Origin of the sequence: Streptomyces sp. PH10-H1 (assembly GCF_030063355.1) — a bacterium.
Taxonomy (GTDB): domain Bacteria; phylum Actinomycetota; class Actinomycetes; order Streptomycetales; family Streptomycetaceae; genus Actinacidiphila.
In genome coordinates, this window is sequence record NZ_JASISZ010000067.1 from 1 (window position 1) to 25469 (window position 25469).

Consider the following 25469-nt stretch of genomic DNA (forward strand, 5'->3'; position numbering starts at 1 on the left):
CGGCGCCAGCCTGAGCCTCTACCAAATCGTCCGCGAGTTGCAGACCCTCCTCGCCACCTGGACCGGCGCCTGCCCCACCTGCCACCGCAACATCCCCATACCGGCACCAACCTGACCAAGCACTACTAGGGTTTGTCTCACGATCTTGACCCCTGGGATCTGTCCACTCTGCCTCCCACGGTGGCTTGGAGCAGCGTCTGGCTGCCGTTCCAGAACTACCCCTCGGCGTCGCTGGAGCCGGGTAGCACTGCTGTGCTTGGCTTCGGTGCTGAACGCTCAACAAGCGTCAACGACGAGTCTCACCGATGCTGGCCCTCAGCCTCTCACCGCTGTGTGCGGCCGGGTGTTGCCGTCGCAGCCGGAAGGCTGAAGCCGTTGAAGAGGTCGTCCAGGGCGCGTTGTGTGGTGCGGGCCGGGGTGGCTCGGACGGCGAGGTCGCGGGCGGTCACCGCGACGGGGTGGGTGAGGGCGGCGACACGGCCGGCGCGGCGGGAGCGGATCCGGATGGCGTCGGTGCGCGCGTGGCGGGCTTGGCTGTAGGCGGCCAGGGCGGCCGGTATGTCGTCCCCGTCCAGCAGGTGCGCGAGTACGACGGCGTCCTCGATGGCCTGGCAGCCGCCCTGGCCGAGGTTGGGGGTCATCGCGTGGGCGGCGTCGCCGAGCCAGGCTAGTCGGCCCTGGTGGTAGCGGGGGAGCGGGGCGGCTAGGTCGTACAGGTCGTGCTGGAGGACGGCCGCTGGGGTGATCCGCTCCAGCAGCGCGGGGATCGGGTCGTGCCAGGTGCCGTAGCGGCGCAGGAGTTCGGCGCGAAGATCGGCCGGCTGGTACCCCTCGGGTGCGACGGCGGTGGCGTAGGTGTAGACCCGGCCGTCCGCGAGCGGGACCACGCCGAACCGCTCGCCGCGGCCCCAGGTCTCGGCGGCGACGAGGTCCGGGAGGCCGTCGGCGGGCAGTACGGTGCGCCAGGCGGTCTCCCCGCTGTAGTGCAGGCCGGGATGGTCGGGGAAGTATTGGCGGCGGATCGCACTGTGGATGCCGTCGGCGGCGATCACGACGTCGGCGGTGAGGTCTCCGGCCCGGGTGCGGACCATCGGGCTGCCGTGGCCGTGGGCATCGTCTACGGCGGTGACGGCGGTGCCGTACTGGATCGCGTCTTCGGGGAGCGCGGCGGCCAGACCGGCCGCGAGGGCCGGGCGGTGAACGGCGAGCGGAGGCCGACCGTACCGGACCGCCATCGCGGCGGTGTCGGCGCGGTTCAGCCAGTCGCCGCCGGGGCGCCGCAGGCCCATCGCGGCCGGTACGGCCTGACCCGCCGCGTGGGTGGCGTCGAAGCTGACGGCGTCGAAGGCGCGCAGGGCGTTGGGGGCGAGGACGATGCCGGCGCCGATCGCGGATGGCGCGGGCGCCCGCTCGCAAACGGTGACCTGCCAGCCGCGCCGGTACAGGGCCACCGCCGCCGTCAGCCCGCCGACCCCCGCACCCACCACGACCGCATGACGCGGAATCGTCAACATGGCGCGTTCCTCGTCGCCCTCGACGCCTCTACATTCGTAGAGGCAATGGCTCCACTCTACAGCTGTAGAGTGACGCCATGTCCAGCCCTGATCGCAGAACTCGGATCGCGGACACCGCGATCGACCTCGTGGCTGCCGCCGGGCTGCGCGGTCTGACCCACCGGGCGGTCGATGCCGCGGCGCAGCTGCCGGCGGGCAGCACCTCGTACTACTTCCGTACGAGGACGGCGCTGATCAGCGCCTGCTACCAACGGCTCGCCGAGCTGGACCTCGGCGACCTCGACGGGAACGGCCCGCCACCGGCGCCGGACCGGGACGCGGTGGCGGCGGCGCTCGCCGCCCTGCTGCGCCGCTGGCTGACCACGGGGCGCGCGCGGCAGCTGGCCCGCTTTGAGCTGAGCCTGGAGGCGGCCCGTCATCCGGAGCTGGAGGCGGAGTTCCACCGGGCGGGCCTCGGTGCGCGGGCCCGGGTCGCCGGGATCCTCGGCGGGCTGGGGGCGGATCGGCCCGAGGAGTCCGCAGAGCTCCTGGTCGCCTGGACCGACGGGCTCCTCTACGACCGCCTCGCGGGTGCCCTCGCCCGGTCCCGACCGACCCCGGACCTGGCCGAACTGACCGCCGTCGCCCGCCGCATGGTGGACGCGGCTTTGACCTAGAGGGTGCCTTGGGGCGTGGGATGGGACATCACGGTCTTCGCCGTCGACTGGGAGCGGTTCGAGCAGGTGCCGACCGACGTGTGCATGGACCTGTCCCTGAACGACTCCTACCCGGCCGACAGGGTGTCCTGTCGCAGTGCGTCTCGCAGCCAGTGGGCTGCTGACCTGCTGGGGTGCCATGTCGTTTGAGAACGCTGGCCCCCGGTGTTCTCAAACGACGTGGGTTTCACGGAATTCGCGTTCGCCGTGCTGCCGCACCGTCTGGTGTGGCGTCCGCGTAGCGATGCCCGGGAATCCTCACTTCACCTTGTACTCGCACGACTTGTCGGACTTGCCACCCTGGTTGTCCGCGACCTTCTTCCCATCGACCGTGATGACGCAGGCCGCCGCGTGCAGTGTGCCATCGGAGCTGGGCACGGAGCCGGGGACGACGGACACCAATGTGCCGATCTTCTTCTCAGCGTCGGTCGTCAAGGTGACGGTCGAGGTCTTCTTCCAGGGCAGCTTCACCTTCTCCATCTTGTTGGTGTCGAGGGTGTAGTAGACCTGCGACGTGCCGGTGCCAAGAACTTCGAGGGTGACCTCGCGCTTGACCTCGCCGCTCCCGCTGTCCGGCTTCGGCTTCACGCTCGCGTTCGCGGACTTGTCGGCCCTCGGCGGGCCGTCGTCGCTGCCGCAACCTGTCAGTAGAGCCGCGGTCAGGACCAGAGCCGTCCTACTGATGATCTTGCGCATGCTTCCCCCCTTGCAGATGAGTAAGTGATCTTAGTTCTGCGTACGGCTGCCACACGTGCCGGGTCCTGCCTGCCAGCCTCATGGGCGTGGTCAAGCGTGGAGGGGGTGACGGGGCGCGTCCATGAGTAGTCGAAGCGCAGAACGACGGGCCTCACGCTGTCCGGAGCACCGGCTGTCGAGCCCGCCTGGATGGGCGGATGGACAACCTGGCTCACCCCTGCCCAGAGCGCGGTCAGTGAGAATCTGCCAGCACGGGATGAGATCGCGTGAGAATCCGACAGCTTGAATGCGACAGGACAGGCGTTCGTCCCACTTCCTTGTCCCATGGGCCGGGCAAGGGCCACCCTCAACGAGAAAGGGACGCGTGAAATGCGAACCTACACGCGTGCCGGGACGCGGACACGGCGGCGCACGGCACACCGGCGTCGCGCAGGACGTGCAGCACCCGTCCCGTTCATCCGCAGCGCGGTCAGATCAGCCAGCGGTTGCGATGGACGAAGGGCACCTTGGCCCAGATCCGCCCGAAGCCCCAGGTGTTGCCCGCGCAACCGACCGCGAGGGCGGTCATCACCAGGGCGTAGACGATGTGGTAGTCCACGATCGGGTTGGACGACATGCTCAGCGTCCCGTCCGACAGATGTCTGGCCGGCGGCCATTCGGCCGCCCACATCAGCGCCATCATCGCGGTCCCGGCAGCCGCGGCGAGCCGCAGTGCGACACCGCTCACCATGGCGACTCCGATGCCCAACAGGCCCAGCATGAACAGCCAGTTCGCCCAGCCGGCGCCGGCCAGGTCGTGGAACGCGGACTGGAACGGGCCCGCTGCCACGCCGCTGAGGAAGCCCTTGGTGGGCGAGCCGCCGTCGACCCAGCCTTTGCCCGACCCGGTCGCGTAACTCCAGCCGAACGCCTTGTCCAGGAACGCCCAGAGGAAGATGAAGCCGGTCACGATGCGCACCACGGCGAGGACCCTGGCAGTCATCGACACCCCCGCCGCCTCACCGGCACGGTGCGCCGGGATCTGCGTTCCACTGGTCATACGAGGTTCCTGCTGTACGGCCATGACGGGCCCCTTGTCACTCGGTGGTGCGCGGTGGTTGCTTGCGGCTCCAATGTCCCGCCGTACGCGGCGAATCCGCTGGGGGCCTTCGGTCCGGACCGGTGGGGCCGAACGGGTCCTCCCGGCCGAGCCGACCGGCACATCGTCGGCGTCGGACAGCCGTCTCGGGTGCGGGCGGCGAATGAAGCCGCCGCTGCGCGTCGGCCGCAGGGCATGGCGGAGGCGCGCCGGCCGGTTTCGGTGGCGCGCCTCGCTGTGCCCGGTGCCACTCAGTCCCGGAACAGGGCGACTTTCAGGGCGGCGTTCTGCTCGGCCTGGCTGAAGACGTCATAGGCCTCCTGCATCTCGTCGAGTCCGAAACGGTGGGTGATCAACCCGGCGATGTCCAGTTGGTCCGCGGCGAGCATGTCGAGCAGCAGTGGTGTGGTGCTGGTGTCGACCAGGCCTGTGGTGATGGTGAGGTTCCTGGTCCACAGGTCCTCCAGGTGGAGGGTGACGCTTGTGCCGTGGACGCCGACGTTGGCGACCCGTCCTCCGGGGCGCACCACGCGGGTGCACAGTTCGAAGGAGTCGGGGACGCCGACCGCCTCGATGGCCACCTCCGCTCCCCGTCCGTCCCGGCTCAGGGCGCGGACCGCCTCGTCGGTGGCCTCGGTGAGGCTGAGCGTGACATGGGCGCCGGCGCGCTTGGCGGCGTCCAGGCGGCTGGGTGCCGGGTCGATCGCAATGATCTTTCCGGGGCTGTAGAGCCGCGCGGTGGTGATGACGGCGAGTCCGACCGGCCCGGCGCCGACGACCACGACGGTGTCCCCGGGGCTGACGTTGCCGTTGCGGACCCCGACCTCGAAGGCGGTGGGCAGGGTGTCCGCCAGGAGCAGGGCCGCCTCGTCGCTGACGTGTTGGGGGATCCTGTGCAGGGAGTTGTCGGCGAACGGGGTGCGGACGTACTCGGCCTGAGTGCCGTCGATCAGGTGGCCGAGGATCCAGCCACCGCCACCGGTGCACTGGCCGTAGGTCGCGGTGCGGCAGTAGGAGCACCGTCCGCAGGCGGAGATGCACGAGACCAGCACACGGTCGCCGACGGCCACCGTACGCACGCCGGGTCCGGCGGCGACGACGGTGCCGACGGCCTCGTGGCCCAGGATCCGTCCGTCGGTCACCTCGGGGACGTCACCCTTGAGGATGTGCAGGTCGGTGCCGCAGATGGTGACCGCGTCCACCCGCACCACAGCGTCCTCCGGGTCCTGGACGGCGGGGTCGGGGACGTCACCCCAGGTGCCCTTGCCGGGGCCGTGGTAGGTCAGTGCCTTCATGGCTGCTTGCCTTTCCTGCCGTTGTGAGTGGGTCGGCCGGGCGTGGTTCCTGGGACGGCTCCGTCAGTCGTGGGGTATCACCGCGACGGGGGCCTGGGAGTGGTGCATCACCGCATGCGTGACGGAGCCGATGTGCATGCCGCCCGTATGGGCGCGGATGCGTCGGCCGACGACCACCAGACCGGCGCCGGACGCGGCCGTCACCAGATGGTGGGCGGCCCGGCCGACCAGCGCCTGCGCGGTGACCTCGACACCGGGGAACTTCTCGCGCCAGGGGCGCAGCGCGTCGGCCAGCGCCAGCGCCTTCTGCTCGGCCAGTCCACCGCCGGCATCCTGGTCGGCGGGGATGCCGGGACTCCCGAAGCTGTAGTAGGCCGGCAGGTACCAGCCGTGGATGACGCGCAGCGGCGCCTGGCGGCGGGCGGCGGCGTCGAATGCGAACTCGATCAGAGTGTCGCTGGGGCGCTCCAGATCGAGACCGAGCACGATGTTGCGGTACGGAGACCGCGTCGAGGGAACACCGGAGCCGTCTGCCCGGTGCTCGTCGTCCTCCACCTCGCCGGCCCGTACCAGGACCACCGGCCCGGTTGCGCGGCCGACCACCGAGAGCGCCACGGAACCGACCAGATAGCCGGCGACTCCGCTCATGCCGCGTGAGCCGATGGCCAGCAGGGCGGCATCCTTCTCGGCACCCAGCAGCGCCGCCACGGGCTCGTCGGCGATCCGATCGGCGCTGATCTGAAGATCCGGATGGCGCCGCCGCAGTTCGGCCGCGGCCTCCCGCGGTACGCGATCGGCCCAGTGAAGGTGCGGGGGACCGGGACTGCCGAGCACCGCTCGGGGGGTCTCCGTGTCGGGTTGCCATGTACTGGCATGGACAAGACGCAGCGGCAGTCCGCGGCGCAGTGCCTCACGGGCCGCCCAACCCGCCGCGGCCAGGCTCTCGGGCGAGCCGTCCAGGCCGGCGGTGACGGTGGTGGCGCTGGTGACCATGGTGCGTCCTCCTTCGGATGGTGTGCGTCCAGCTTTGCCGCGCTGAGCGAGCCGCAGGAGGGGCTGCAGGTCCCTTCGTGGGACCGACCGGCCCTTGCCCGGTGCGGGCGTTCGGCGGTCGCCCGGTGCTGACCAGGTCCTCGACCCCGACGACCGGACCCGATCACGTCGTCCGGTGGTCCCTGAAGCAGGGCCGGTCGGACCTGCCCGGACGGGCAAGGCCGCGCCATGCTGGCTGCGGAACGGGGGTCCGCCCGCCCGGCAGAGCAGAGCCGGCTTCGATCACCACGGCCGACAATGGCTGACGGGTGACGCGGCCCGATCGTCGTTTCTTCGCCCCGCGCGGACGCGCATGGTCCGCTGCCCAGGAACTGAGGCACGATGCTCACCGCACCCTTGCTGACAGCGCAGCGACACGACACCGACGGCCGGGCTCTGATTACCGTGACCGGCGAACTCGACCTCGCCTCGACACCTCCCCTGCGCGCGGTGCTGGACAGCTGTCTGCGCGACGGTATTCTCCTCATCGACGTCGATTTGTCCGCAGTGTCCTTCTGCGACGTCAGCGGTCTCAACACCCTACGGGCCGCACAGCGCACCGCCGCACACGGTGGATCCCTGCGTTTGCACCACCCCCGACCGAATCTGACCAAGCTCTTCCTCCTCACCGGCACCAGCCGCCTCATCGCGGCTGCCCACCCGCCCTTCGGGGCACGGGCGGCCCTGCCTCGACCGCCCCGGACCCGGCGAGGCGACAACCCGCCCTGCTCGCCCAAGCCTGAGACCCAAGGAGGCCGAGATGGAAAAGATGTCCTTGACGGCGCTGGCACGTCAGCAACTCGAGAGCGCACACCAGGTGTCCAGCGGCCGCAGCGCCCGTACCGTCTACGGCGGTCACGAACACGTACTGCGTCAGACCCTCATCGCGCTGGTGGGCGGCAACAAGCTCGACGAACACGAGAACCCGGGCGAAGCCACCGTCCATGTCCTGCACGGACGGGTCAGCCTGGCGACAGCCGACACGTCGTGGGAGGGCTCACCCGGAGACCTCCTGATCGTGCCCGACAGCCCGCACACGCTGGAGGCACTCGAGGACAGCGTGGTGTTCCTCACCGTGGCCAAGCTCGACCGCTCCTGAACGGCGGCGCCACGAGTTCACCGCACCCCGTCGTCCGGTGGTCCCTGAAGCAGGGCCGGTCGGACCTGCCCTGACAGCGACAACCGCACCATGCTGTCTGCTGTGACCGGGGGCCGGCAGGCGCCGGCCGTGCGGCCCATCTGACGCATGCAGAGCGATCCGACAGCGACGGTCGGAGTGGTTTCCATGGAGGAGCGCTATGTGTTGGTGGGTGTCGACGGATCCGGTCCGGGCCTGGCCGCCGCCCGCTGGGGCGCTGAGGAGGCAGAACGGCGAGGCTGCGCGCTGCGGCTGGCCTGCGCGCGGACGGAAGCGTACGAGGACGCCCAGCTGTTGTCCGCGACGGCCGGGCGGCAGGCCGCCGGTTCGGGGAGCGGTCCTGACGTCGATGCCAGCTCTCTCACGGAGTCGACGGAGCGCTGGCCGCCGTGCGGTTACGGCATCCCCGGCTGGTGGTGGCGGAGCTGCGGGGGACGGACAGGGCGACGGGGATCTCTGCGATATCGGCGGCGGCAGCCGCGGCCGAGATTCTGGTGCTGAGCGCGCTCCATCGCGAGAATCTCCAGGTGGCGGCGTGTGCGCCCTGCCCGGTCGTCCTGGTCCGCGCGGCGGTGGACGGAGAGGTCGTCCGCGGGTTGGATGCGCGCCGGCCGGCGGACACGGCCACCGGGTTCGCCTTCGACGCGGCTCGGCGACGCCGCACCCGGCTGCGCGTCGTACACGCCTGGCGGCTGCCGATGCCGTCCGCCGGCCGGATCCTGTACTCCGTGCTTGAGGACGATCGCGCGGAGTGGGAGGACGGGGAGGTCCAGACACTCGCCGATGCGCGCGCGTCTGGCGGGAGAAGTACCCGGAGGTGGAAGTGCTGCCGGACGTCCGGCTGTTCCCCGCCTCATGGGCGCTGGTGAACGCGTCCGCCCGGGCCGGACTGCTGGTGCTCGGGCGCGGTCCGCGAGGCCTCGGCCCGGTGGCACACGCGGTGGCGGAGTTCGCGGAGTGCCCGGTGGCCCTCGTGGCCCAGTGACGGGCAGCTGTGTCCCGTCCGTGCTCCGCGTCAGTGCCGTTTTCGTCCGATGGGACCGGATGGCCCATGAAGCGGGGCCGGGTAGCCCCTGGGGAAGTGGCCGCCGGCGGCGGACGCTGGAGACACCATCCGCAGGAGACCGGCCCTGAGACGCACCCGATGTACGGCTGCCGGCACCGAGGAGGAGTACGAGCGATGAAACACAACAGGATCTCCGACGTCATGACGAGCGACGTCGTCAAAGCGGTCTACGGCACACCGTTCAAGGTGGTCGCCGAACGGCTCTCCCGGCACCGCATCAGCGGCCTTCCGGTGGTGGACGGCGACGACAAGGTCATCGGTGTCATCTCCGAGTCCGACCTGATGACGCGGCAGGCCGCGGTCGCGGAGGACGGTCACCAGTCCCGGTGGCCGCGGATATCGCGATCCGCCCGTAAGGAACTCGCCAAGGCCCGGGCACTGACCGCGGGCCAGTTGATGTCCCAGCCTGCGGTCACCGCGCACGCCGAGGACTCGATCGCCGAGGCCGCCCGCATCATGGCGCAGCACCGTGTCGAACGCATGCCGGTGATCGACGAGCAGGACCGGCTGGTCGGCATCGTGACCCGGCGCGACCTGCTCCAGGTCTTCCTCAGGCCCGACGCCGAACTGCGTCGCGAGGTGATCGACGAAGTCCTGGTTCGCACCTTGTGGCTGGCACCGGAGATCATCGGCGTCAGCGCCCGCGACGGCCTGGTGACGCTGGAAGGCCGCCTGGACCGTCGCAGCGAAGCCGGCATCGCGGTCCATCTGACCCGCCAGACCGACGGCGTGGTCGCGGTCATCGACAAATTGACCTACCGGCTGGACGACTCCCATATCCAGCCCACCGAACAGGCCATGCACGGCGTGGCCGACGACTTGATGCGAAAGCTGTGAGAGGCCGGCCATGAGTGAGCGTGTACTCGTCGCGTACGGAACGAAGAACAACTCGACCGCCGGGATCGCCGAAATGATCGGCGAGGCGTTGCGCGGTGAGGACCTGAGTGTGGACGTGCTGCCCGCGGCCACGGTGGCGGACATCAGCCCGTACGGCCCCGTGATTCTCGGCGGCAGCCTCTACGCCGGGCGCTGGCACCGGGAGGCCGTCCATTTCGCCCGGCGGCACCGCAAGGCGCTGAACGAACGTCCGGTGTGGCTGTTCAGCAGTGGCCCGCTCGACGCAAGCGCGAGCGAACGGGACATCCCCCCGGTGTCCGGAGTACGGCGCATCGCCGAACGCCTGGATGCCCACGGGCACGCCACGTTCGGTGGTTCCCTGGACGAGAACCCCCGGGGACGGTTCGCCCGGATGATGGCCGGGTCCGGCCGCGCCGGTGACTTCCGCGATCCGGAGCAGATCCGCGTATGGGCGGTCGGCATCGCGCGGGAACTCGCCCGGGAGGCCTCGACACAGTGAGGGAGCCGATCTCCTGGAACCCCGCCGGGCGGCATGGTCCATTCGGCCCTGTCGTCCACGTGGCCGCGTAGGACACGATGGAAGGGAGTGACAGGGGACCGACATGAGCGCCGTACCGAAGCCGATCAGGGTGTTCCTGGTCGACGACCACGAGGTGGTCCGCCGCGGAGTGAAGGACCTGCTGGATTCGGAGGAGGGCATCGAGGTCGTCGGCGATGCCGGCACCGTGGAACGTGCCTTGGCCCGGGGCCCCGCGCTCCGCCCCGATGTCGCGGTCCTCGATGTGCGGCTGCCGGACGGCGACGGCATCACCCTCTGCCGGGAATTGCGCTCCCGGATGCCCACGCTCGCCTGCCTGATGCTCACCTCGTTCGATGACGACGACGCCCTGCTGGATTCGATCATGGCCGGCGCGGCCGGTTACGTTCTCAAGCAGATCAGGGGATCCGACCTGGTCCAGGCCGTGCGGACCGTCGCCTCCGGCCAGTCCATGCTCGACCCGGGTACCACGGCCCGGCTGATGAGCAGCCTGCGCGGCGGCGACGCCCAGGGCGAGGCCGCGGACGACCCGCTGTCCCAGCTCTCCTCGCGTGAGCGGGAGATCGTCTCGCTCATCGGTGAGGGTCTTACGAACCGGCAGATCGGAAAAGAGCTCTACCTCTCCGAGAAGACCGTCAAGAATCACATCTCCCGGCTGCTGGCGAAGCTCGGCGTGGAGCGCCGGATCCAGGCAGCCATGCTCTCCTCCCACCTGGAGTACCGCTCCGAGGACCAGCACTAGGGCTAGGGCTCGGGCTAGGACAGCGCTGGGCCGACCGGCCCCCGGTTCGGCCCGGGTGGCCCCTGCCTCTCTGCCGGTCTCCGCGCGAAGATGGACATATCAGCATGGAGACCATCCGGGAGGAGACCGTTATGCGAACCGTGTCTGCCAGGGTCCCCGCACTCGATGCGTCGACGTTGGAGCAACTGATCTCGGCCGCTGTCGCGGCGCCGTCCATCCACAACACCCAGCCCTGGCGATACCGCTTCGTCCCGGCCACCAGCACGCTGGAAGTCCGCGCCGCCACGGAACGCACCTTGCGTCACACCGACCCCGCCGGACGCGCCCTGCACCTGTCCGTGGGAGCCGCCGTCTTCAATCTGCGGGTCGCGATCGCGCACTTCGGCTGGGAACCCGTGCTGCGCCTGCTGCCCGATCCCGCGGAGCCCCGGCTGCTCGCCTCCGTACGGCTCGCAGGCCCGCCGCGCACCGGCTCGGCCCACCGCGGGGACCTGTACGACGTCATCCGGCGCCGCCACAGCAGCCGGCTGCCGTTCTCCGACCGGCCGCTCGCGGAATCGCTGCGGGCCGAACTCGCCGACTGCGCCCACCAGGAAGGGGCCGTTCTGCGCTTCCCCGACACACAGGAGGCCGGACGGCTGATCCAGCTCACGGCCGAGGCCGAGCGGCGCGACATCAGCAACCAGGGGCGCTGCGAGGAGAGCCGCCAGTGGATCGGCGGAACCGAAGACGGTGCGCTGGGGATTCCGGACGCGGCGATCGGACCGCTGGACGCCGAGGGCCACCTTCCGGTCCGCGACTTCTCCGCCCTGCGCCGCTCCGGGCTGCCTCCCTCGCAGCCGTTCGAGAAGCGGCCCGTGATCGCGGTGCTCTCCACGGTGCACGACCGCAGCGCGAACTGGCTGCGCGCCGGCCAGGCTCTGGAGCACGTCCTGCTGCTCGCTACGGCTGAACACGTACGGTGCTCACTCCTGCACCAGGCCCTGGAGTGGTCCGACCTGCGCTGGGCCCTGCGGGGCAGCGCGAGTGGACCAGGCCATGTCCAGATGCTGCTGCGACTGGGATACGGACCGCAGGGTCCGGCGACGCCGCGTCTCCCGGCCGCTGAGGTGCTGCGGGACAGCGACAAGAAGACGTAGCGACGAGGCGATGTAGCGATGAGCGGGTGTGCGGGTGGCGGTACCTGGACGGTGACCGGGCGCTTCAGGCAGTCACCGAGGGTATTGCCGGCGTGGACTGCCAGAAGCCGCATTGGTGGTCGGCGGCGAACGAGGTGGACGTCCGGATCGCCTCAGGGTTCAGGGTGAGGACGCTGTCATCGGGCCCGGCCTGCGGCCATGCGGCCTGCCCGGGGACATGGGGATCGCCGGAGCGGGCGAACGCGCCCCAGTAGCGCTTCATGTGATCGGCCAGCTCGGCCTGGACGACCGTCAGGGGCCTGTCGCTCATGGTGAAGTCGTGCAGGTAGGCGAGTTCGGCGCTGTGGCCGTTGGCCATGTCCAGCCCGGGGACCTGTGCCCCGTACAGGGTCGGCGAATCGGGGTCGTCGAACTCGTAGGCGTAGGTGGGTACTTGAGTGGAGAACAGCTGGGCCGTCCAGTAGGTGTGGCAGGCGAAGGTGGAGTCGGTGAGAAGCGCCGACAGCGCGAAGTACGGAGTGGGGTACTTCGAGAGCGGATAGCGCCCCAGAACCTGGGACGCCGCCGGCCCGTAGTCCGCGGTCACCTTGTCCAGGTACTCCTGCGCGGTCAGATACGGCTGGGTCAGTGCGACGAAGAGTCTGCTCTCGGCGCGATTGCTCCCGATCAGTACCGGCACCTTGTTCCAGGTCCCGGAGGCGATGGCCGATGCGGGCTGCGCCGGCAGCAGACCATCGCCGAACGCGGGCCCGGAGGTGGGGTGGGTACGAGCGGCCGCGATCAGATCGGCGACCGGCGCGGCCCGCAGACAGACGGAGCGGGCCGCCGGTTGGGGACAGCCGGCCGCGGCGGCGAAGGCCCGGCTCTCGGCCTCCGCCCGGGCGCGTCCCGGGGAACGCAGCAGAGTGCACGGTCCGCTCTGCAGCACGGCGCGGGTGAACAGTCGGGCCGCCTGCGGCGCCGCCAGCATCGCGCACACCGACCCGCTGCCGGCGGACTGTCCGGAGACCGTGACATCGGCCGGATCTCCGTCGAACGCCGCTATGTTCTCCCGGGTCCACTTCAGGGCCGCGATCTGGTCCATCAGGCCCCATGAGCCGGAATCGAGAGCGTTCTGCCGGGCGAGTTCGGGAAGCGCCAGATATCCGAGCTGGCCGAGCCGGTAGTTGATGCTGACCACGATCGTGTGAGTGAGGTCGGCCATGGTGCGTCCGCCGAACTGGGTTCCGGTGCCCTGGCTGTAGGCGCCTCCATGGATCCACAGGAGCACCGGGAGCCGCTCCCCGGGCCGGGCGCTCCACGGCCGGTAAACGTCGAGGTAGAGGCAGTCCTCACTTACGGCTTGGGGATCGCGGAGTCCGAACGGGGAGAACTGCGGACAGGCGGGCGCCAGGTGGGTGGCGTCCCGCACCCCGCTCCACCGCTGGGGCTGCTGCGGTGGTAGGAAGCGCAGTGCTCCCACAGGTGGCGCCGCGTAGGGGACGCCGAGGAATTCCTCGGCGCCGTCGTGGATGTGTCCGGCCAGGCGGCCCTGGGCAATGGTGACGACCGGGTGCGCGGAGGGGGCAGGGGGAGGATCCGCCGCAGCCGGCAGCATCTGGAGGAACAGTGTGGCCAGGGCGATGAGCGTGGCCACCAACAGCGACGGACGGGGTGAGCGCGGTCTGTTCACGGGTTCTCCAGCAGTCGGGGAGCCCCGGCCGGCCCAGCGCGCTGCTGCCCCTCCGCAGTACCGGTGAAGGCGCAGTGTGCGAGGCCGGCCGAGGCACGGAGTGCAGAATGAGGTCAGCGGCTGGATGTGACGGGGAAGACGGAGGTCCGCCCTGGCTGTCCCGGCCGGCACGCGACCCGTCGGTGGTGCGGGGCTGTTACGGCCGCAGGCCGGCGAGCAGCGCGGCGGTTGTGGCGAAGTCGGCGATGCCGGAGTTCCAGTCGGGGTTGATCGGGGTGATGGACACCTTGTCGGCGAGGAGGGCCTCCACGTCGCCTCCCTCGACGGCGGGCTGCATGACCACGCTGACGCTCACCTTCCAGGTGCCGTCCCCGGCGTCGGTGAAGTGCGGTGCGAGGACGGGCTGCGGGTCCTGAGTGGTGACGGCCGCTCCGTGGGCGATGCCCGTGCCGTCCGCACCGACGACGGGGTGGTCGACGTTCAGGCCGAGACCCTCGGGCAGCAGCCGTCCCGACTTCGCGTGTGCCCGCAGCCGGTCGATGAGCTTGACGGTGAAGTCACTGGTGGGCTTCATGGCGTTGAGCGTGGATTCGAGTACGGGCGCGGCCAGGCCACCGGTACTCACCGCGATCGCGGGAACGCCGTGCTCCAGCGCCGCCACGGCGCCGCCGACGGTCCCGGAGTGCGTCGCCAGAGCTGCGACGTTCGGCCCGAAGTTGGTGCCGGAGACCACCAGATCGGGCGCTTGGCCGGAGAAGACCTCGGAGAGGCCGAACGCCACCGCGTCGCCGGGAGTGCCGTCCACGGCCCACACCTTCGGCTCGGGGTGCTTGATCGTGATGGTGGTGGCGGTCATCATCTTCGTTCCCGCGCCGCTCTGGTTGGTGAGCGGGGCGACGATGGTGACGTCGTGCCCGGCGGCGGTCAGCCGCTGGTACAGCGTACGGATCCCCGGGGCGTTGTACCCGTCGTCGTTGGTGAGCAGGATCCGCAGCGGCCCGGGCGGAGTGACCTGCGGCGAGGCAGCCGCGGGCACCGTTCCGGCAAGAGCAGGCGTACACAGCAGCAGGGCTGCCAGCGGCAGAAGTCGCGTGCGTCTCACGATGTGCTCCTTGGGGTTCAGGGGGTTGGAGTTCAGGGTTGGAACCGGCGGGCGCACGCCCCTCGACAATGCGCCCGCCGGGGCTCTGGGCAGACCCGTCCCGGTGCGGATGCGGGTCTGCGGGTGGGTGAACGAGTAGGTCAGCGGCGGGTCAGCGGACGCTGCGGATCGGGAGGATCGCCAGTGCGCCGAGCAGCGACAGGGCGCCGCCGACCAGGAACAGCGGGGTGTACCCGCCCAGGGTGGTCACGACCGCGGACGCGACGAACGGAGCGATGATCTGCGGTCCGGCGTTGGCGATGTTGAGTACGCCCATGTCGCGGGCGGCGTCCTCCGCGCGGGGCAGCACCAGAGTGACCAGGGCGGTGTCGACCGCCATGAAGCAGCCGAACGCCAGCCCGTTGAGCGCACTGAAGACGAGCATCCCGGTCCAGGTGGGACTGACGACGGGGACGACCATGACCAGCCCGGCCAGCGCGGCCGACACACCCACGAACACCTTGCGCCGGTTCCAGCGGTCCGACAGCAGACCGCCGACCACCGTGGACAGGGCCATCGCGGCCATCGACACGGGGGTGAGGATCGCCATCGCCGCGGCCGGCTTGAGACCGGCGGGCAGCGCGATGTGGTCGTCCAGGATGTACAGCTGGTAGCCCACGACGGAGAAGTACCCCAGCACCATCAGCGCCCGGCCGATGAAGGCCCAGCGGAAGTCGTGATGGGACAGGGCCGACAGGAAGGCGGCGAGCTGTTCGCGCCGTGGCACGGACGGAGCAGGCTCACGACGGGGCACATCGCGGCACATGGTGGTCAGCAGGAGCGCGGCGCCGGCGATCATGATCCCGAACACCAGGTAGCCGGTGCGCAGATGACCCGCGGTCTGCGAGGCGATCAGCACACCGACCGTGCCGCCGATCGGCAGGGCGAGCCCGACCAGAGCGGAAGCCGTTCCGCGGCGGGCCGCGGGGATGCGGTCGGGCACCACGGCGGTGACCGCGGCCTGATAGACGTTCATCGTCGCCTGTACCAGGCACCAGCCGATGCCGACCAGCAGGGCGGTGTGCACACTGCCCAGGAACGCCAGACCTGCCAGCGAGGCGAGGGCGCCGCCCAGGATCCACGGGTTCCGCCGGCCGGTCCGGTCCGACAGCGCGCCGGCGATCGGATTGAAGGCCGTTGCGAAGACCGCGCTGATCCCGCCCACCACGCCCAGGATGGCGACCTTGTGTGCGGGATCGATGGCCTCGATCTGCGTGGGCAGCAGGACGGCGCCGACACCCATGTACACGGCGAGCATGGCGGAGTTGGCCATCAGCAGCAGGGTGAGGAGCCCGCGCTGCCGGGGCGTTGTCGGTACGGCGTGCGGGCGGGACCGGATCAGTTCGTCGGTGGTCATCATGACGACCGCCGGAGGCTGCGGACCGTGCTCTGGGCGCGGTGGCGATTGTTGAGGTGGTGCATGTCGACTCCTCGGGGACGGAGCGCGAAGGGGAGACGGGCCGCGGGATCGCGCTGCGGCGGCGGAACGCCGCGAGTGATGTCAATCAGTGAGTTACACGTGTTACTAGCGCGGTGGAACCCTGTTTAGCACTCGCTGCCGTCCTGCGCCAGACCTCTGTGCGAACCGCGTCGTGGATCGTGATGCGGGAGTGGGCGGCCGTCCTTGGCGCGCCCGGCCCGGGTGATCGCGCTCCGGGAGGGGGGCGGGGATGGCGCCGGAAGGCCTGCATCCGCCCGAGGAATATCGAGAGCTTGTGGCGACAGTCACATTTGCGCAATACTCGGTCGCGACGGTGAGGCCGACACCCGTGGCGGTCCCATCCGCCCGCGCTTCCCGCTCGGCGTTGTGGCCCGGCGATCGCCCGGGAGTGACGTCATCCTTCCTGCGTCCTCGCTTCCGCGCCGCTCCCACGAGGAGCGTTCGGCGGAGTGCGAGCCCGGAAATCTGCGCGCCTACGCGAGCTGACCGCGCACAAGCCGTTACGCGTTCCCCGTTCGCTGAAGACGTCTGGGCTTCCCGAGGGCGCCAGGCAGGCGCAGCGCCGCGAGTCCTCCCGGCGCGCATCCGACCACTCGACGTGCTCTCCGTGGCTGTCCGCCGGGGAGTCGACTGTGATGAAGGGCTGTTCATGTTCGATACGACTCGCGCCGCTGATCCGCCACCGCGACCGGTGGCACCCCCTCGGCATCATGTTCCCGCCGCCCCGCCACGCGGTGCTCTGGCTGCGGGAGCCGCGCTCCTGCTGACGGCCGTGGCCGCCGGGCTGACGCTGCGGATGCACCGTCCTCCGTTCTTCCAGGGCCTCGACGAGCGCTGGATGGCGTGGATGAACGGAGGGAGCGGCGGTGCGGCCACCGGCCTGGCGGATGCCCTCGACCGGCTGGGCGGGCCGATGGGCCTGATCTTCCCGATCGCGCTGATCGGCTGCCTCTGTGTCTACGGGCGATGGAGATCGGGGATCTTCGTGTTCGTGTCCACGGTGCTCGCGAACGTGGTGGTGGTTCTTCCACTGAAGCGCCTGGTCGACCGTCCTCGCCCTCCGCACCCGTGGGTCCTGGTGAACGACGGATCGTTTCCGTCCGGCCAGGTCTTCGGTGCGACGACGCTCGTGATCGTCATTGCGGTGGTCGCTTTCCCGCTCCGGGCGCGACGCTGGTGGTGGCCGGCCGGCGGCGTCTACATCGCCGCGATGATGTGGAGCCGCACCTGGCTGCACGCGCAATGGTTCAGCGACACCGTCGCCGGAGTCCTGGCCGGGGCCGGGACCTGCCTCCTGGTCTGGCTGGCTTTCGAGCCACTACTGAGAGCGGAGGCGGTGCGCGCCGTGGCCGACCGGCTGTGGGAGTGACGGTGCGGTCGCTCGGCGGCGCGACGTATATATCGAACTATTGACGGTCGTCCAATAATCGACATAGTCTGCGAGGGGTAGTCAGGTGCCGGCGCAGGACCGTATGACCGAAGCCCGGCCGGTCGGCCGGGCGGAGGCGGAATCAACTCCCCATCCGGCCGAAAGCCGGCGACCGAGGAGGAACCATCACATGGGTACCGACCAGGACCACACCCCGCCCGTAGTGGCACTGCCTGCCGGCCGGCTGCAAGGCGCGGTCGAAGGGGAGGTCGCCGTCTTCCGGGGAGTGCCCTACGCCCAGCCCCCCGTGGGCGATCTCAGATGGCGTCCGCCGCAACCGCACCCCGGTTGGAGCGGTACGCGGGACGCCACCACCGACGGGCCCAGCGCACCTCAGATGTTCATGGAAGGCGGCGACCCGGTACTCGGCGGTCATGGCTCGCCGCCCTTCGACGACGACTGTCTGACGCTCAATGTGTGGACGCCCGCGGTGGACACGGCCCGTCGGCCGGTGCTCGTCTGGATCCACGGCGGCGGCTTCGTGTCTGGCTCCGGCTCGCTGCCCAACTACTCGGGCGAGACCTTCGCGCGCAACGGCGACCTCGTCGTGGTCAGCATCAACTACCGTATCGGGCCGCTGGGTTACCTGTACTTCGGTGCGGAGGACGGAGCTGAGTCGGAGTCCGCAAACTTCTGGCTCACCGACCAGGTCGCCGCATTGCGCTGGGTGCGCGACAACATCGCGTACTTCGGCGGGGACCCGGACAGCATCACCGTCGCCGGTCAATCGGGCGGAGCGGTCTCGACCGCGGCACTGGCCGGGCACCCAGAGGCCCAGGGTCTCTTCCAGCGCGCCATTCTGCAGAGCCCGCCCTTCGGCCTGCACATCCCTGCCCCCGCCGAGTATCTGCAGCGCACCGCCGCCTACTTGCAGATCGCCGGTGTGAAAGACGTCGGGGAACTGCGCACGCTGCCGTGGCCCCGGCTGATCGAGGCGGCCGGCGGGCTGTTCGGGCAGAGCATGCGCTGGGGCTACTGGCCGACACCGTTCCTCCCCGTGCGCGATGACGCGACCCTGGGACGGCATCCCGCCGAAGCGCTGCTGCACGGCGCCGCGACCGATATCGACGTACTGATCGGCTGGACCCGGGAGGAGGCCAACTTCGGCTTCGGTCTGGACGAGGGATATGCCGCGGCGACCAAGGAGCGGGTGGTCGAACGGATCGCGGAGACCTTCATCGACGCGGCCGAGGTCTACGCCGCTTACGAGCGGTCGCGGCCGGGCGCGCGTCCGGTGGACGTGCTCATGGACATGATCTCCGACGAACTGTTCCGTGTGCCCGCCGTCGAGCTGGCCGAGGCCCGGGCGGAACTCGGGCGCCCGGTGTGGGCGTACCAGTTCGACTTCCCGACCCCCGCGCATCAGGGCCGGCTCGCTGCGGCGCACTGCCTGGAACTGCCGTTCGTCTTCGACAACTTCGACCAGTGGTCGCGCGCGCCCTTCCTGGAGGGGATCGATCCCGTCGTCCGCGACGGATTGGCGCGGAGCATGCACCGGGCTTGGATCTCCTTCATCCGGACCGGGGACCCCAACCACCCGGACCTGCCGGACTGGGGCCGTTACGACATGCCGTGCCGCTCCACCATGCGCTTCGACTCCGTCGTCGCGTCCGTCGGCGATCCGGCCGGGGACGCGCGGCGGCTGCACCACCGTGCCGCCCGGTAGGAAACCGGGCCCCGGGTCCGTCCGTCCGGTATCGACTCGCATGAGTCGCGCGAACGCGGTCACCGGCCGCTGACCAGCAGTGCTCCCGCTCGTCGGTTTTGACGCGTGTAACCTTGTGCTGGAAAGCCAGTCGCCGGACCGTCGAAATCGATCAAGGACATCATGGCCAAGGACACGACCACCCCGGGGCCGATCACCAGCGCGGATGTGGCCCGCTTGGCGGGGGTGTCCCGCGCCACTGTGTCCTTCGTGCTCAACGACACCCAGGCCCATCGCGTGCGCGACAGCACGCGCGCCCGGGTGCTGGACGCCGCCGCACAGCTGGGATACGTGCCGCACGCCGCTGCCCGTTCCCTGCGCGCCGGCCGCAGCAACCTGGTGCTGATGCCCACATCGGTCTCGGCCATAGGCCGTCTGGTCAGCAACTGGGTGGACGATCTGCACAGCGAACTCGACCGTCACGGATACACCGCCGTGCTCCACGCGGGCCGGTTCCCCGATGCGGTCACCGCCGCCCGGGCCTGGGCCGAACTGCGGCCCGTGGCGGTAGTGGCCCTCGACGGGGACCGTTTCACCCCACAGGCGGCGGACCTTCTGCGCCGCGCCGGTGTGCGCGGCCTCCTCGCCTTCGCCGCCCGACCGGTGGAAGGCGCCTACACGATCGCCTTCGACCACAGCCGCATCGGTGCGGTGGCCGCAGAACACCTCATCGCCCGCGGCCGCAGCCGGATCGGGGTGCTCATGCCGGAGGAGCGTGGCCTCGACGCCTTCGCCCGGCCGCGACTGGCCGGCGCACAGCAGGTCGCCGCGAGTCACATGGCCACCGTCACGGCGTTGGACATCGCGTACACCCGTGAGTCGGCGAGCGACTTGGCCAAGCGCTGGCGGGGGTTGGGTCTGGACGCGGTCTTCGCCTACAACGACGAGTACGCCGCTCTGCTCATGCACGCGCTCCAGGACGAAGGAATCGCCGTCCCGGACGATGTGTCCGTCGTCGGCTCCGACGACCTTGTTCCCTCCGCACTGCAGCGGCCCCCGCTCACCACCGTCCGCCTCGACCTGCCCTCGGCCGCGCAGATCGCCGACCTCCTGCACACGCTGATCGAGGACGGCAGTGCCCCTCCGGTGCCCGGCATGGAGCCCGTCCTCGTCGCGCGAGAGTCCTCGTGAACCGGTCCCGGGCCGCCGGGAGCCGTCGGTCGCGGGCCTGAAACCCCGCAAGCTGCTCGCCACGGCCTGCGGGGAGTGCGGGTGCAACGGACGGCAGTTGCCTAGGACTTGAGCGGGTGCGTCCCACACGTTTCGGCCCGTTCCGGCCTGCGGCCCTGGCCCTCCCGGGCCAGCAACGGTGCGAAGACCCGCCACAGCAGCAGCGCGACGCCGGCGCCGGCCATGGCACCGGCCACGGTGTCGCTGAGCCAGTGGGCATGGAGCCAGGTACGGCTCCACATCATGGCCACGGTGAACAACGCACCGCCGAACCACCACGCCCGCCGCCGGGAGGCCGGGACGAGCAGCGCACCGACGATCACCACGAGCAGCGCTGTTCCGGCCGCGTGCCCGGAGGGGAATGAGCCGTGGTCCACCCGGACCAGGGGATGCGCGGGCCGTGGCCGGTCCACCCAGTACTTGAGGATCTGGACGACGGCCATGTTGCCCGCCAGGTAGGCCGTCAGCAGGTAGAGCAGGGACCACCAGCGTTTCCGCGCGATCAGAAAGATCAGCAGCGCGAGAGGAACCACCACGCCCAGGGGCCCGCCGAACCAGTTGAGGACGGCGGCCGCAGCGGCGTAGAGACCGTCGTGCGGGCCTCCCATCCAGCTGAGCCAGCGTGCGTCCAGGCCCTGGAAGAGCGGTCGCGCGGGATCCGCGTGGATCATGAAGCCCAGCACTGCGGTGACCAGGAGGAAGACCACGCCCAGGGCGAGCGCACGGGCGGGCGGGGGAGCGGGGGAGAAGCGGCGGCGTCCGGACGTCTCCGCGGCATCGGTTGTGGGGGCGGGCACTTGGGCGGCGGTGGGGGCCGATATTCCTGACATGAGAGTCTCCAGCGGCCACGGCGCGTTGCAGGGCCGGGGTATGGGCAGGGTGAGGGGAGTGGTACGGGGCGCCACAGGGCAGCGCCCCGTACCGGGTCATCCAAGCGAAGACCGGTTACCCGGTCGGATGGAACAGGGGCGGACAGGCCGTCAGGCAGGCTGACGGTCAGGCGCCCAGGTGGCGGGAGAGGAAGGCAGCGCCCTCGGTCACGATCGGTGTGACGTCCGGGGCGCCGAGGAAGATGTGGTCGGCGCCGTCCACGGGCTGCAGCGTGACATCGCCGCCAGCGCTCTTCAGCGCCTGGGCGAGCAGCTCGCTCTGGCTGTAGGGCACAAGGCCGTCAGCCGTTCCGTGCACCAGGAGGAACGGCGGGGGAGTCCCCCCAACCGCATACGTGACGGGGCTGGCGGTCCGCGCCAGCTGCGGCCACTGTTCGGCGGTGCCGCCCAGCAGCGCACTGAACGGATTGGGGTACTCCGCGCCTGGCGGGGAGGGCGGCATGGGGTGCGAGAGCAGCGCTTCCAGATCGGACACGCCGTACCAGTCCACGACGGCCTGGACGGCGCTGTGTTCGTCGCGCACTCCTTCGGTGCCCTCCAGCGCTTCGCTCTCCGGGCTGTCGGGGCCGACGAGCCCCGCCAGCGCGGCCAGATGGCCGCCGGCCGACTCGCCCCACACGCCGATCCGGGCCGTGTCGATGCCGAAGGCGTCGGCGAAACGCCGGACGTAGCGGATGGCGGCCTTCACGTCGTGCAGCTGCGCCGGGAACGGCGCCTCGAGGCTGTGCCGGTAGTCGATGGACACCAGGGCCAGCCCGGAACCCAGGATCGCACCGTGCAGCAGATCCACCGGAATGGTCGGCGGCGGATAGCGCCGGTCGCCCTCCAGCCAGCCCCCGCCGTGAATCCAGATCACGGCCGGGACCGGTCCCTCGGCCGTGGGCACGTGGACGTCGAGGAGGCGCGGCCGGTATCCGGGAGTGGTCGCGTAGGTGGCCCCCTCGAAGTGGCGCACCCCGTCGTCGCCCAGCACGACAGAAACGGGAGCCAGGTAGGGAGGCGGCGGCCATCCCAGGTCGAGCTCGGCCGGAAGCGATTGAGTCATGTCCGCCCCTTTTCCAATCAGAGTTGATGCGGTGGTGGCGCTCCACGGCGCGGCAGGCGTGCGGCGTACGGCGTGCGTCGTGCGGCGGGAATCGGGGAGGTCGCGCGGCTGCCGCGGTCTCCGGGATCGCCATGGCCTCGTGAGGTTTGTCCGAAATGCCTTGTGTTCGCGACGGGAGGTGCTTAGGATGTTACACGTGTAACAGGACTCCTCACGACCATCGGTGCCCCTCGATTCAGCCACGCACCGCAGTCGGCCTTCTGGGGCAGTTGCACGAGACAACCCGGCGCTGTCGCCCTTCCCCCGGGAGCTCCATATGCTCACCGCCCTCGCCCGACCCGCATCCGCATCCGCATCCGCACCCGCATCCGCACCCGCACCGGCCGGCACCGCGGGCACCAACCGGGCCTCGGGATTTCCCCGCCCGCCATCCGCCGGGCGGACCTTCGTCGCCTGGGCTCCGAGGCCCACCGCCGCCGTCGTCCCGCGGATCCGCACGTGTACGCGTGCCGTTCTCGAGGGCTGGCGGGTCTCCGGCGCAGCCGTCGACACCCTGCTGCTGGCCGTCAGTGAACTGGTCGCCAATGCCGTGCAGCACGCCGGAGCCGTGACCGACCGCCTGTGCGTCACCGTGAGCTTCGGCGGTGGATGGCTGCAGCTCGATGTCGCCGACGGCGATCCGGCGCTGCCGCGTTTCGCCGGGCCGGAGGCCGACCCCGATGACGAGAGCGGCCGCGGCCTGATGATCGTCGGTCTCCTGGTCGCCGAGGCGGGCGGCGAAGTGGCTGTCATTCCCCGCGATCGCGGCAAGGCCGTCCGGGTGCGCATACCCGCGCCCTGAAGAGGTTTGTTAACAAAAATCTATATCGCGAAAGATTGACTGTCGTTAGTTAAGCGAGATACTTGCACCACTCTCCCCGCTGCCCCGAGATTGAGGTGCCGCCCCATGGAGCTCTCCCCTTCCGCGCATGCCGACCCCTTCTGTCGTGATCGGCTCCCGCCCTTCCACCTCTGGCCCGAACTGCGATTCGATCTACCGGAGTTGCACTACCCCGACCGGCTCAACTGTGCCCAGCGACTGCTCGACGACGCCGTCGAGCGCTGGGGCGCGGACCGGCTCTGTCTGCTGACTCCCTCCGAGAAGTGGACCTACGGCGAACTGCTGCGCCGCGCCAATCAGGTCGCCCAGGTGCTCACCGAGGACTTCGGCCTCCACCCGGGGAACCGCGTGCTGCTGCGCGGACCGAACAACCCGTGGCTCGTCGCCACCTGGTTCGGTGTGCTCAAGGCCGGCGGTGTCGCCGTCACCACCATGCCGCTGCTGCGTGCCGCCGAGATCACCGAGCTGCACGACATCAGCCGGCCGGCTGTCGCCGTGTGCGACCACCGCTACCTCGACGAGCTCACCTCGGCCGATACCCCCGGCCTTGCCGTGCTCGCCTACGGCGGTCCCGAGGAGGGGGACCTGTCGCGGCGCTGTGTGGTCAAGAGCGGCGACTTCTCCACTGTCGCCACCGCTGCGGACGATGTGGCCCTGATCGCCTTCACCTCCGGCACGACGGGGCGGCCCAAGGCGACCATGCACTTCCACCGGGACGTGCTGGCCAACGCGGACACCTTCTCCCGCCACGTCCTCAAGCCCCGGCAGGACGACGTGTTCACCGGCACGCCGCCGCTGGCCTTCACCTTCGGGCTCGGCGGGCTGGTCGTCTTCCCCCTGCATGTGGGCGCGGCGACCCTGCTCATCGAGCAGGCCACTCCGCAGCGACTGGCCGACCTCGTGGCGGAGCACGGCGTCACCGTGCTCTTCACCGCACCCACCGCATACCGGGCGATCATGGCCGCGGGAGCGGTGGACCGACTGGCCGGACTGCGCCGGTGCGTGTCCGCGGGCGAGGCGCTGCCGGCGGCCGTCTGGGAGGAGTTCCACGCCGCCACCGGACTGCGCATCATCGACGGCATCGGAGCCACCGAGATGCTCCATGTATTCATCTCCGCAGCCGACGAGGACATCCGCCCCGGTTCCACCGGCATACCTGTTCCCGGCTACCGGGCGGCCGTGGTGGATGAGGAAGGCCGGCCCGTCCCCGACGGGCAGCCCGGTCTCCTCGCCGTCACCGGCCCCACGGGCTGCCGGTATCTGTCGGACCCACGCCAGACGACCTATGTCCGGGACGGCTGGAACGTCACCGGTGACACCTATATCCGCGACGCGGAAGGCTACTTCTGGTACGTGGCCCGCAGCGACGACATGATCGTCTCCTCCGGGTACAACATCGCCGGTCCCGAAGTCGAGAAGGCGCTCGTGGCCCACCCCCACGTCGCGGAATGCGGCGTCGTCGGCGCACCGGACGAGCAGCGCGGAATGCTGGTCAAGGCGTACGTGGTCCTGCACGCGGGCATCGCGGCCGACGAGGTGACCGCCAAGGAACTGCAGAACCACGTCAAGCAGGCCATCGCGCCGTACAAGTACCCGCGGGCGATCGAGTTCGTCACTGAACTGCCGCGCACCAGCAACGGAAAGCTCCAGCGCGGCGAACTGCGCAAGCTCGCGCGCGGCTCGGCGCGCTAGGGCCTGTCCGAACCACGGCAAGAAACCCACGACAAGAAAGCAGGGCACCACCATGGACGTTTCCAGCCCGCAGCAGACATCGCCCCCCGCCGCCGGATGCGCGGACGCCGTCGCGCAGAACCTGCCCAGTGTCGTCGTCGAGCGCCGGGTCGAGTGGCCCGACACCGACGCGGCCGGGCACTACCACCACTCCACCGTGGTGCGCTGGGTCGAGGCGGCCGAGGCCGTCCTGCTGCGGCGCCTGGGGCTGGCCCATCTCTTCGGCAGCACCCCCCGGGTCCGTTTCGAGGCCGACTACCGGGCGCGGCTGTGGTTCGGGGAGACCGTCCACACCGAACTGCGCGTCACCAAGGTCGGTACCAGCTCCCTGCATTACGCCTTCACCGTCCGCGGTGAGGGGGAGGGGACCGCCGCCACCGGACGCATGATCATCGCGCATTCGGCCGCCCGTGCCACCGGGTCCACGCCCTGGCCCGACGACGTGCGTGAGGTCCTCACCAAGGCCGGCCCGCAGGCCCCGGAGTGCTTCGCCTGACCAGCGGGGCGGGCTCATCCCGACTCGATATATTGTCTTCTTGACGGCCGTCTAAAAAACGGCATATCTTGTTCCTGG

The 25469-nt window shown here is 70.3% G+C and carries 25 protein-coding genes and 1 pseudogene; 16 read left to right on the forward strand and 10 right to left on the reverse strand.

All coding sequences use genetic code 11. From position 1 onward, the window contains the following. Positions 1–323: 323 nt before the first annotated feature. Positions 324–1514, reverse strand: coding sequence for an FAD-dependent oxidoreductase (locus QMK24_RS31080; protein ID WP_283470172.1), 1191 nt, complete (start codon positions 1512–1514; stop codon positions 324–326). Between the two features lie 77 nt (positions 1515–1591). Between QMK24_RS31080 and QMK24_RS31085 the strand changes: the two genes are divergently transcribed. Both QMK24_RS31085 and QMK24_RS31090 read left to right on the forward strand, forming a co-directional pair. Next, positions 1592–2170 carry a TetR/AcrR family transcriptional regulator gene (locus tag QMK24_RS31085; protein ID WP_283470173.1) on the forward strand — a complete coding sequence of 193 codons (579 nt, stop codon included), beginning with the start codon at positions 1592–1594 and terminating at the stop codon, positions 2168–2170. A 15-nt stretch (positions 2171–2185) separates the two neighbouring features. Further along, positions 2186–2359, forward strand: coding sequence for a hypothetical protein (locus QMK24_RS31090; RefSeq protein WP_283470174.1), 174 nt, complete (start codon positions 2186–2188; stop codon positions 2357–2359). Between the two features lie 108 nt (positions 2360–2467). Here QMK24_RS31090 and QMK24_RS31095 read toward each other — a convergent pair whose 3' ends face one another. The 4 genes from QMK24_RS31095 to QMK24_RS31110 form a co-directional block, all read right to left on the reverse strand. After that, positions 2468–2905: a hypothetical protein gene (locus tag QMK24_RS31095; protein ID WP_283470175.1), complete on the reverse strand. Its 438-nt coding sequence runs from the start codon at positions 2903–2905 to the stop codon at positions 2468–2470. Between the two features lie 469 nt (positions 2906–3374). After that, positions 3375–3968 (reverse strand): hypothetical protein, encoded by a 594-nt coding sequence (locus QMK24_RS31100; protein ID WP_502962536.1) that lies wholly within the window; start codon positions 3966–3968, stop codon positions 3375–3377. Between the two features lie 266 nt (positions 3969–4234). Continuing rightward, entirely contained in the window at positions 4235–5278 is a 1044-nt protein-coding gene (locus tag QMK24_RS31105; RefSeq protein WP_283470177.1) for an alcohol dehydrogenase catalytic domain-containing protein, read from the reverse strand. Positions 5279–5341: 63 nt separating this feature from the next. Further along, positions 5342–6271, reverse strand: a complete 930-nt coding sequence (locus QMK24_RS31110; protein WP_283470178.1) for a universal stress protein — start codon at positions 6269–6271, stop codon at positions 5342–5344. A gap of 381 nt (positions 6272–6652) precedes the next feature. Between QMK24_RS31110 and QMK24_RS31115 the strand changes: the two are divergent. The 8 genes and pseudogenes from QMK24_RS31115 to QMK24_RS31150 all read left to right on the forward strand — a co-directional run. Then, positions 6653–6946: pseudogene (locus QMK24_RS31115) on the forward strand (STAS domain-containing protein); the annotation flags it as partial. A 124-nt stretch (positions 6947–7070) separates the two neighbouring features. Next, positions 7071–7409 carry a cupin domain-containing protein gene (locus tag QMK24_RS31120; RefSeq protein ID WP_283470179.1) on the forward strand — a complete coding sequence of 113 codons (339 nt, stop codon included), beginning with the start codon at positions 7071–7073 and terminating at the stop codon, positions 7407–7409. 186 nt (positions 7410–7595) lie between these two features. Then, positions 7596–7949, forward strand: coding sequence for a universal stress protein (locus tag QMK24_RS41575; RefSeq protein WP_349362006.1), 354 nt, complete (start codon positions 7596–7598; stop codon positions 7947–7949). A gap of 316 nt (positions 7950–8265) precedes the next feature. Beyond that, entirely contained in the window at positions 8266–8433 is a 168-nt protein-coding gene (locus QMK24_RS31130) for a hypothetical protein (RefSeq protein WP_283470180.1), read from the forward strand. A 195-nt stretch (positions 8434–8628) separates the two neighbouring features. Continuing rightward, entirely contained in the window at positions 8629–9351 is a 723-nt protein-coding gene (locus QMK24_RS31135; protein ID WP_283470181.1) for a CBS domain-containing protein, read from the forward strand. A gap of 10 nt (positions 9352–9361) precedes the next feature. Continuing rightward, on the forward strand, positions 9362–9871 hold the full coding sequence (locus tag QMK24_RS31140) for a flavodoxin domain-containing protein (RefSeq protein WP_283470182.1): 510 nt from the start codon (positions 9362–9364) through the stop codon (positions 9869–9871). A 103-nt stretch (positions 9872–9974) separates the two neighbouring features. Next, positions 9975–10652 (forward strand): response regulator, encoded by a 678-nt coding sequence (locus QMK24_RS31145; protein WP_283470183.1) that lies wholly within the window; start codon positions 9975–9977, stop codon positions 10650–10652. 131 nt (positions 10653–10783) lie between these two features. Continuing rightward, positions 10784–11791, forward strand: a complete 1008-nt coding sequence (locus tag QMK24_RS31150; RefSeq protein ID WP_283470184.1) for an Acg family FMN-binding oxidoreductase — start codon at positions 10784–10786, stop codon at positions 11789–11791. 64 nt (positions 11792–11855) lie between these two features. Here QMK24_RS31150 and QMK24_RS31155 read toward each other — a convergent pair whose 3' ends face one another. The 3 genes from QMK24_RS31155 to QMK24_RS31165 form a co-directional block, all read right to left on the reverse strand. Next, positions 11856–13463: a carboxylesterase/lipase family protein gene (locus QMK24_RS31155; protein WP_283470185.1), complete on the reverse strand. Its 1608-nt coding sequence runs from the start codon at positions 13461–13463 to the stop codon at positions 11856–11858. Positions 13464–13659: 196 nt separating this feature from the next. Then, positions 13660–14565, reverse strand: coding sequence for a 5'/3'-nucleotidase SurE (gene surE, locus QMK24_RS31160; protein WP_283470186.1), 906 nt, complete (start codon positions 14563–14565; stop codon positions 13660–13662). A 151-nt stretch (positions 14566–14716) separates the two neighbouring features. Further along, entirely contained in the window at positions 14717–15964 is a 1248-nt protein-coding gene (locus QMK24_RS31165; RefSeq protein ID WP_349307855.1) for an MFS transporter, read from the reverse strand. Positions 15965–16817: 853 nt separating this feature from the next. Between QMK24_RS31165 and QMK24_RS31170 the strand changes: the two genes are divergently transcribed. The 3 genes from QMK24_RS31170 to QMK24_RS31180 all read left to right on the forward strand — a co-directional run bounded on the left by QMK24_RS31170 (position 16818) and on the right by QMK24_RS31180 (position 20310). Further along, positions 16818–17414: a phosphatase PAP2 family protein gene (locus QMK24_RS31170; RefSeq protein ID WP_283470187.1), complete on the forward strand. Its 597-nt coding sequence runs from the start codon at positions 16818–16820 to the stop codon at positions 17412–17414. Positions 17415–17604: 190 nt separating this feature from the next. Then, a complete protein-coding gene (locus tag QMK24_RS31175; protein ID WP_283470188.1) occupies positions 17605–19140 on the forward strand; it encodes a carboxylesterase/lipase family protein in 1536 nt (511 codons plus the stop codon). Between the two features lie 162 nt (positions 19141–19302). Next, positions 19303–20310 carry a LacI family DNA-binding transcriptional regulator gene (locus tag QMK24_RS31180; RefSeq protein WP_283470189.1) on the forward strand — a complete coding sequence of 336 codons (1008 nt, stop codon included), beginning with the start codon at positions 19303–19305 and terminating at the stop codon, positions 20308–20310. Between the two features lie 101 nt (positions 20311–20411). Here QMK24_RS31180 and QMK24_RS31185 read toward each other — a convergent pair whose 3' ends face one another. Continuing rightward, positions 20412–21179, reverse strand: a complete 768-nt coding sequence (locus QMK24_RS31185; RefSeq protein WP_283470190.1) for a phosphatase PAP2 family protein — start codon at positions 21177–21179, stop codon at positions 20412–20414. Between the two features lie 166 nt (positions 21180–21345). Next, the gene (locus QMK24_RS31190) at positions 21346–22284 is read right to left on the reverse strand and encodes an alpha/beta hydrolase (RefSeq protein ID WP_283470191.1); all 939 of its coding nucleotides are present in this window, start codon (positions 22282–22284) and stop codon (positions 21346–21348) included. A 316-nt stretch (positions 22285–22600) separates the two neighbouring features. On the opposite strand from QMK24_RS31190, the gene QMK24_RS31195 reads away from it, so the two are divergent. The 3 genes from QMK24_RS31195 to QMK24_RS31205 all read left to right on the forward strand — a co-directional run bounded on the left by QMK24_RS31195 (position 22601) and on the right by QMK24_RS31205 (position 25391). Continuing rightward, positions 22601–23125, forward strand: a complete 525-nt coding sequence (locus tag QMK24_RS31195) for an ATP-binding protein (RefSeq protein ID WP_283470192.1) — start codon at positions 22601–22603, stop codon at positions 23123–23125. A 105-nt stretch (positions 23126–23230) separates the two neighbouring features. Next, a complete protein-coding gene (locus QMK24_RS31200) occupies positions 23231–24856 on the forward strand; it encodes a benzoate-CoA ligase family protein (RefSeq protein WP_283470193.1) in 1626 nt (541 codons plus the stop codon). A gap of 52 nt (positions 24857–24908) precedes the next feature. Beyond that, positions 24909–25391, forward strand: coding sequence for an acyl-CoA thioesterase (locus QMK24_RS31205; RefSeq protein WP_283470194.1), 483 nt, complete (start codon positions 24909–24911; stop codon positions 25389–25391). Positions 25392–25469 lie beyond the last annotated feature (78 nt).

Coding starts and splice junctions, on each gene's coding strand:
- QMK24_RS31200 (WP_283470193.1), top strand. CDS start 23,231: ATGGAGCTCTCCCCTTCCGCGCATGCCGACCCCTTCTGTCGTGATCGG.
- QMK24_RS31145 (WP_283470183.1), top strand. CDS start 9,975: ATGAGCGCCGTACCGAAGCCGATCAGGGTGTTCCTGGTCGACGACCAC.
- QMK24_RS31185 (WP_283470190.1), bottom strand. CDS start 21,179: ATGTCAGGAATATCGGCCCCCACCGCCGCCCAAGTGCCCGCCCCCACA.
- QMK24_RS31095 (WP_283470175.1), bottom strand. CDS start 2,905: ATGCGCAAGATCATCAGTAGGACGGCTCTGGTCCTGACCGCGGCTCTA.
- QMK24_RS31165 (WP_349307855.1), bottom strand. CDS start 15,964: ATGATGACCACCGACGAACTGATCCGGTCCCGCCCGCACGCCGTACCG.
- QMK24_RS31100 (WP_502962536.1), bottom strand. CDS start 3,968: ATGGCCGTACAGCAGGAACCTCGTATGACCAGTGGAACGCAGATCCCG.
- QMK24_RS31195 (WP_283470192.1), top strand. CDS start 22,601: ATGCTCACCGCCCTCGCCCGACCCGCATCCGCATCCGCATCCGCACCC.
- QMK24_RS31180 (WP_283470189.1), top strand. CDS start 19,303: ATGGCCAAGGACACGACCACCCCGGGGCCGATCACCAGCGCGGATGTG.
- QMK24_RS31150 (WP_283470184.1), top strand. CDS start 10,784: ATGCGAACCGTGTCTGCCAGGGTCCCCGCACTCGATGCGTCGACGTTG.
- QMK24_RS31140 (WP_283470182.1), top strand. CDS start 9,362: ATGAGTGAGCGTGTACTCGTCGCGTACGGAACGAAGAACAACTCGACC.
- QMK24_RS31110 (WP_283470178.1), bottom strand. CDS start 6,271: ATGGTCACCAGCGCCACCACCGTCACCGCCGGCCTGGACGGCTCGCCC.
- QMK24_RS31080 (WP_283470172.1), bottom strand. CDS start 1,514: ATGTTGACGATTCCGCGTCATGCGGTCGTGGTGGGTGCGGGGGTCGGC.
- QMK24_RS31135 (WP_283470181.1), top strand. CDS start 8,629: ATGAAACACAACAGGATCTCCGACGTCATGACGAGCGACGTCGTCAAA.
- QMK24_RS31190 (WP_283470191.1), bottom strand. CDS start 22,284: ATGACTCAATCGCTTCCGGCCGAGCTCGACCTGGGATGGCCGCCGCCT.
- QMK24_RS31205 (WP_283470194.1), top strand. CDS start 24,909: ATGGACGTTTCCAGCCCGCAGCAGACATCGCCCCCCGCCGCCGGATGC.
- QMK24_RS41575 (WP_349362006.1), top strand. CDS start 7,596: ATGGAGGAGCGCTATGTGTTGGTGGGTGTCGACGGATCCGGTCCGGGC.
- QMK24_RS31085 (WP_283470173.1), top strand. CDS start 1,592: ATGTCCAGCCCTGATCGCAGAACTCGGATCGCGGACACCGCGATCGAC.
- QMK24_RS31120 (WP_283470179.1), top strand. CDS start 7,071: ATGGAAAAGATGTCCTTGACGGCGCTGGCACGTCAGCAACTCGAGAGC.
- QMK24_RS31175 (WP_283470188.1), top strand. CDS start 17,605: ATGGGTACCGACCAGGACCACACCCCGCCCGTAGTGGCACTGCCTGCC.
- QMK24_RS31105 (WP_283470177.1), bottom strand. CDS start 5,278: ATGAAGGCACTGACCTACCACGGCCCCGGCAAGGGCACCTGGGGTGAC.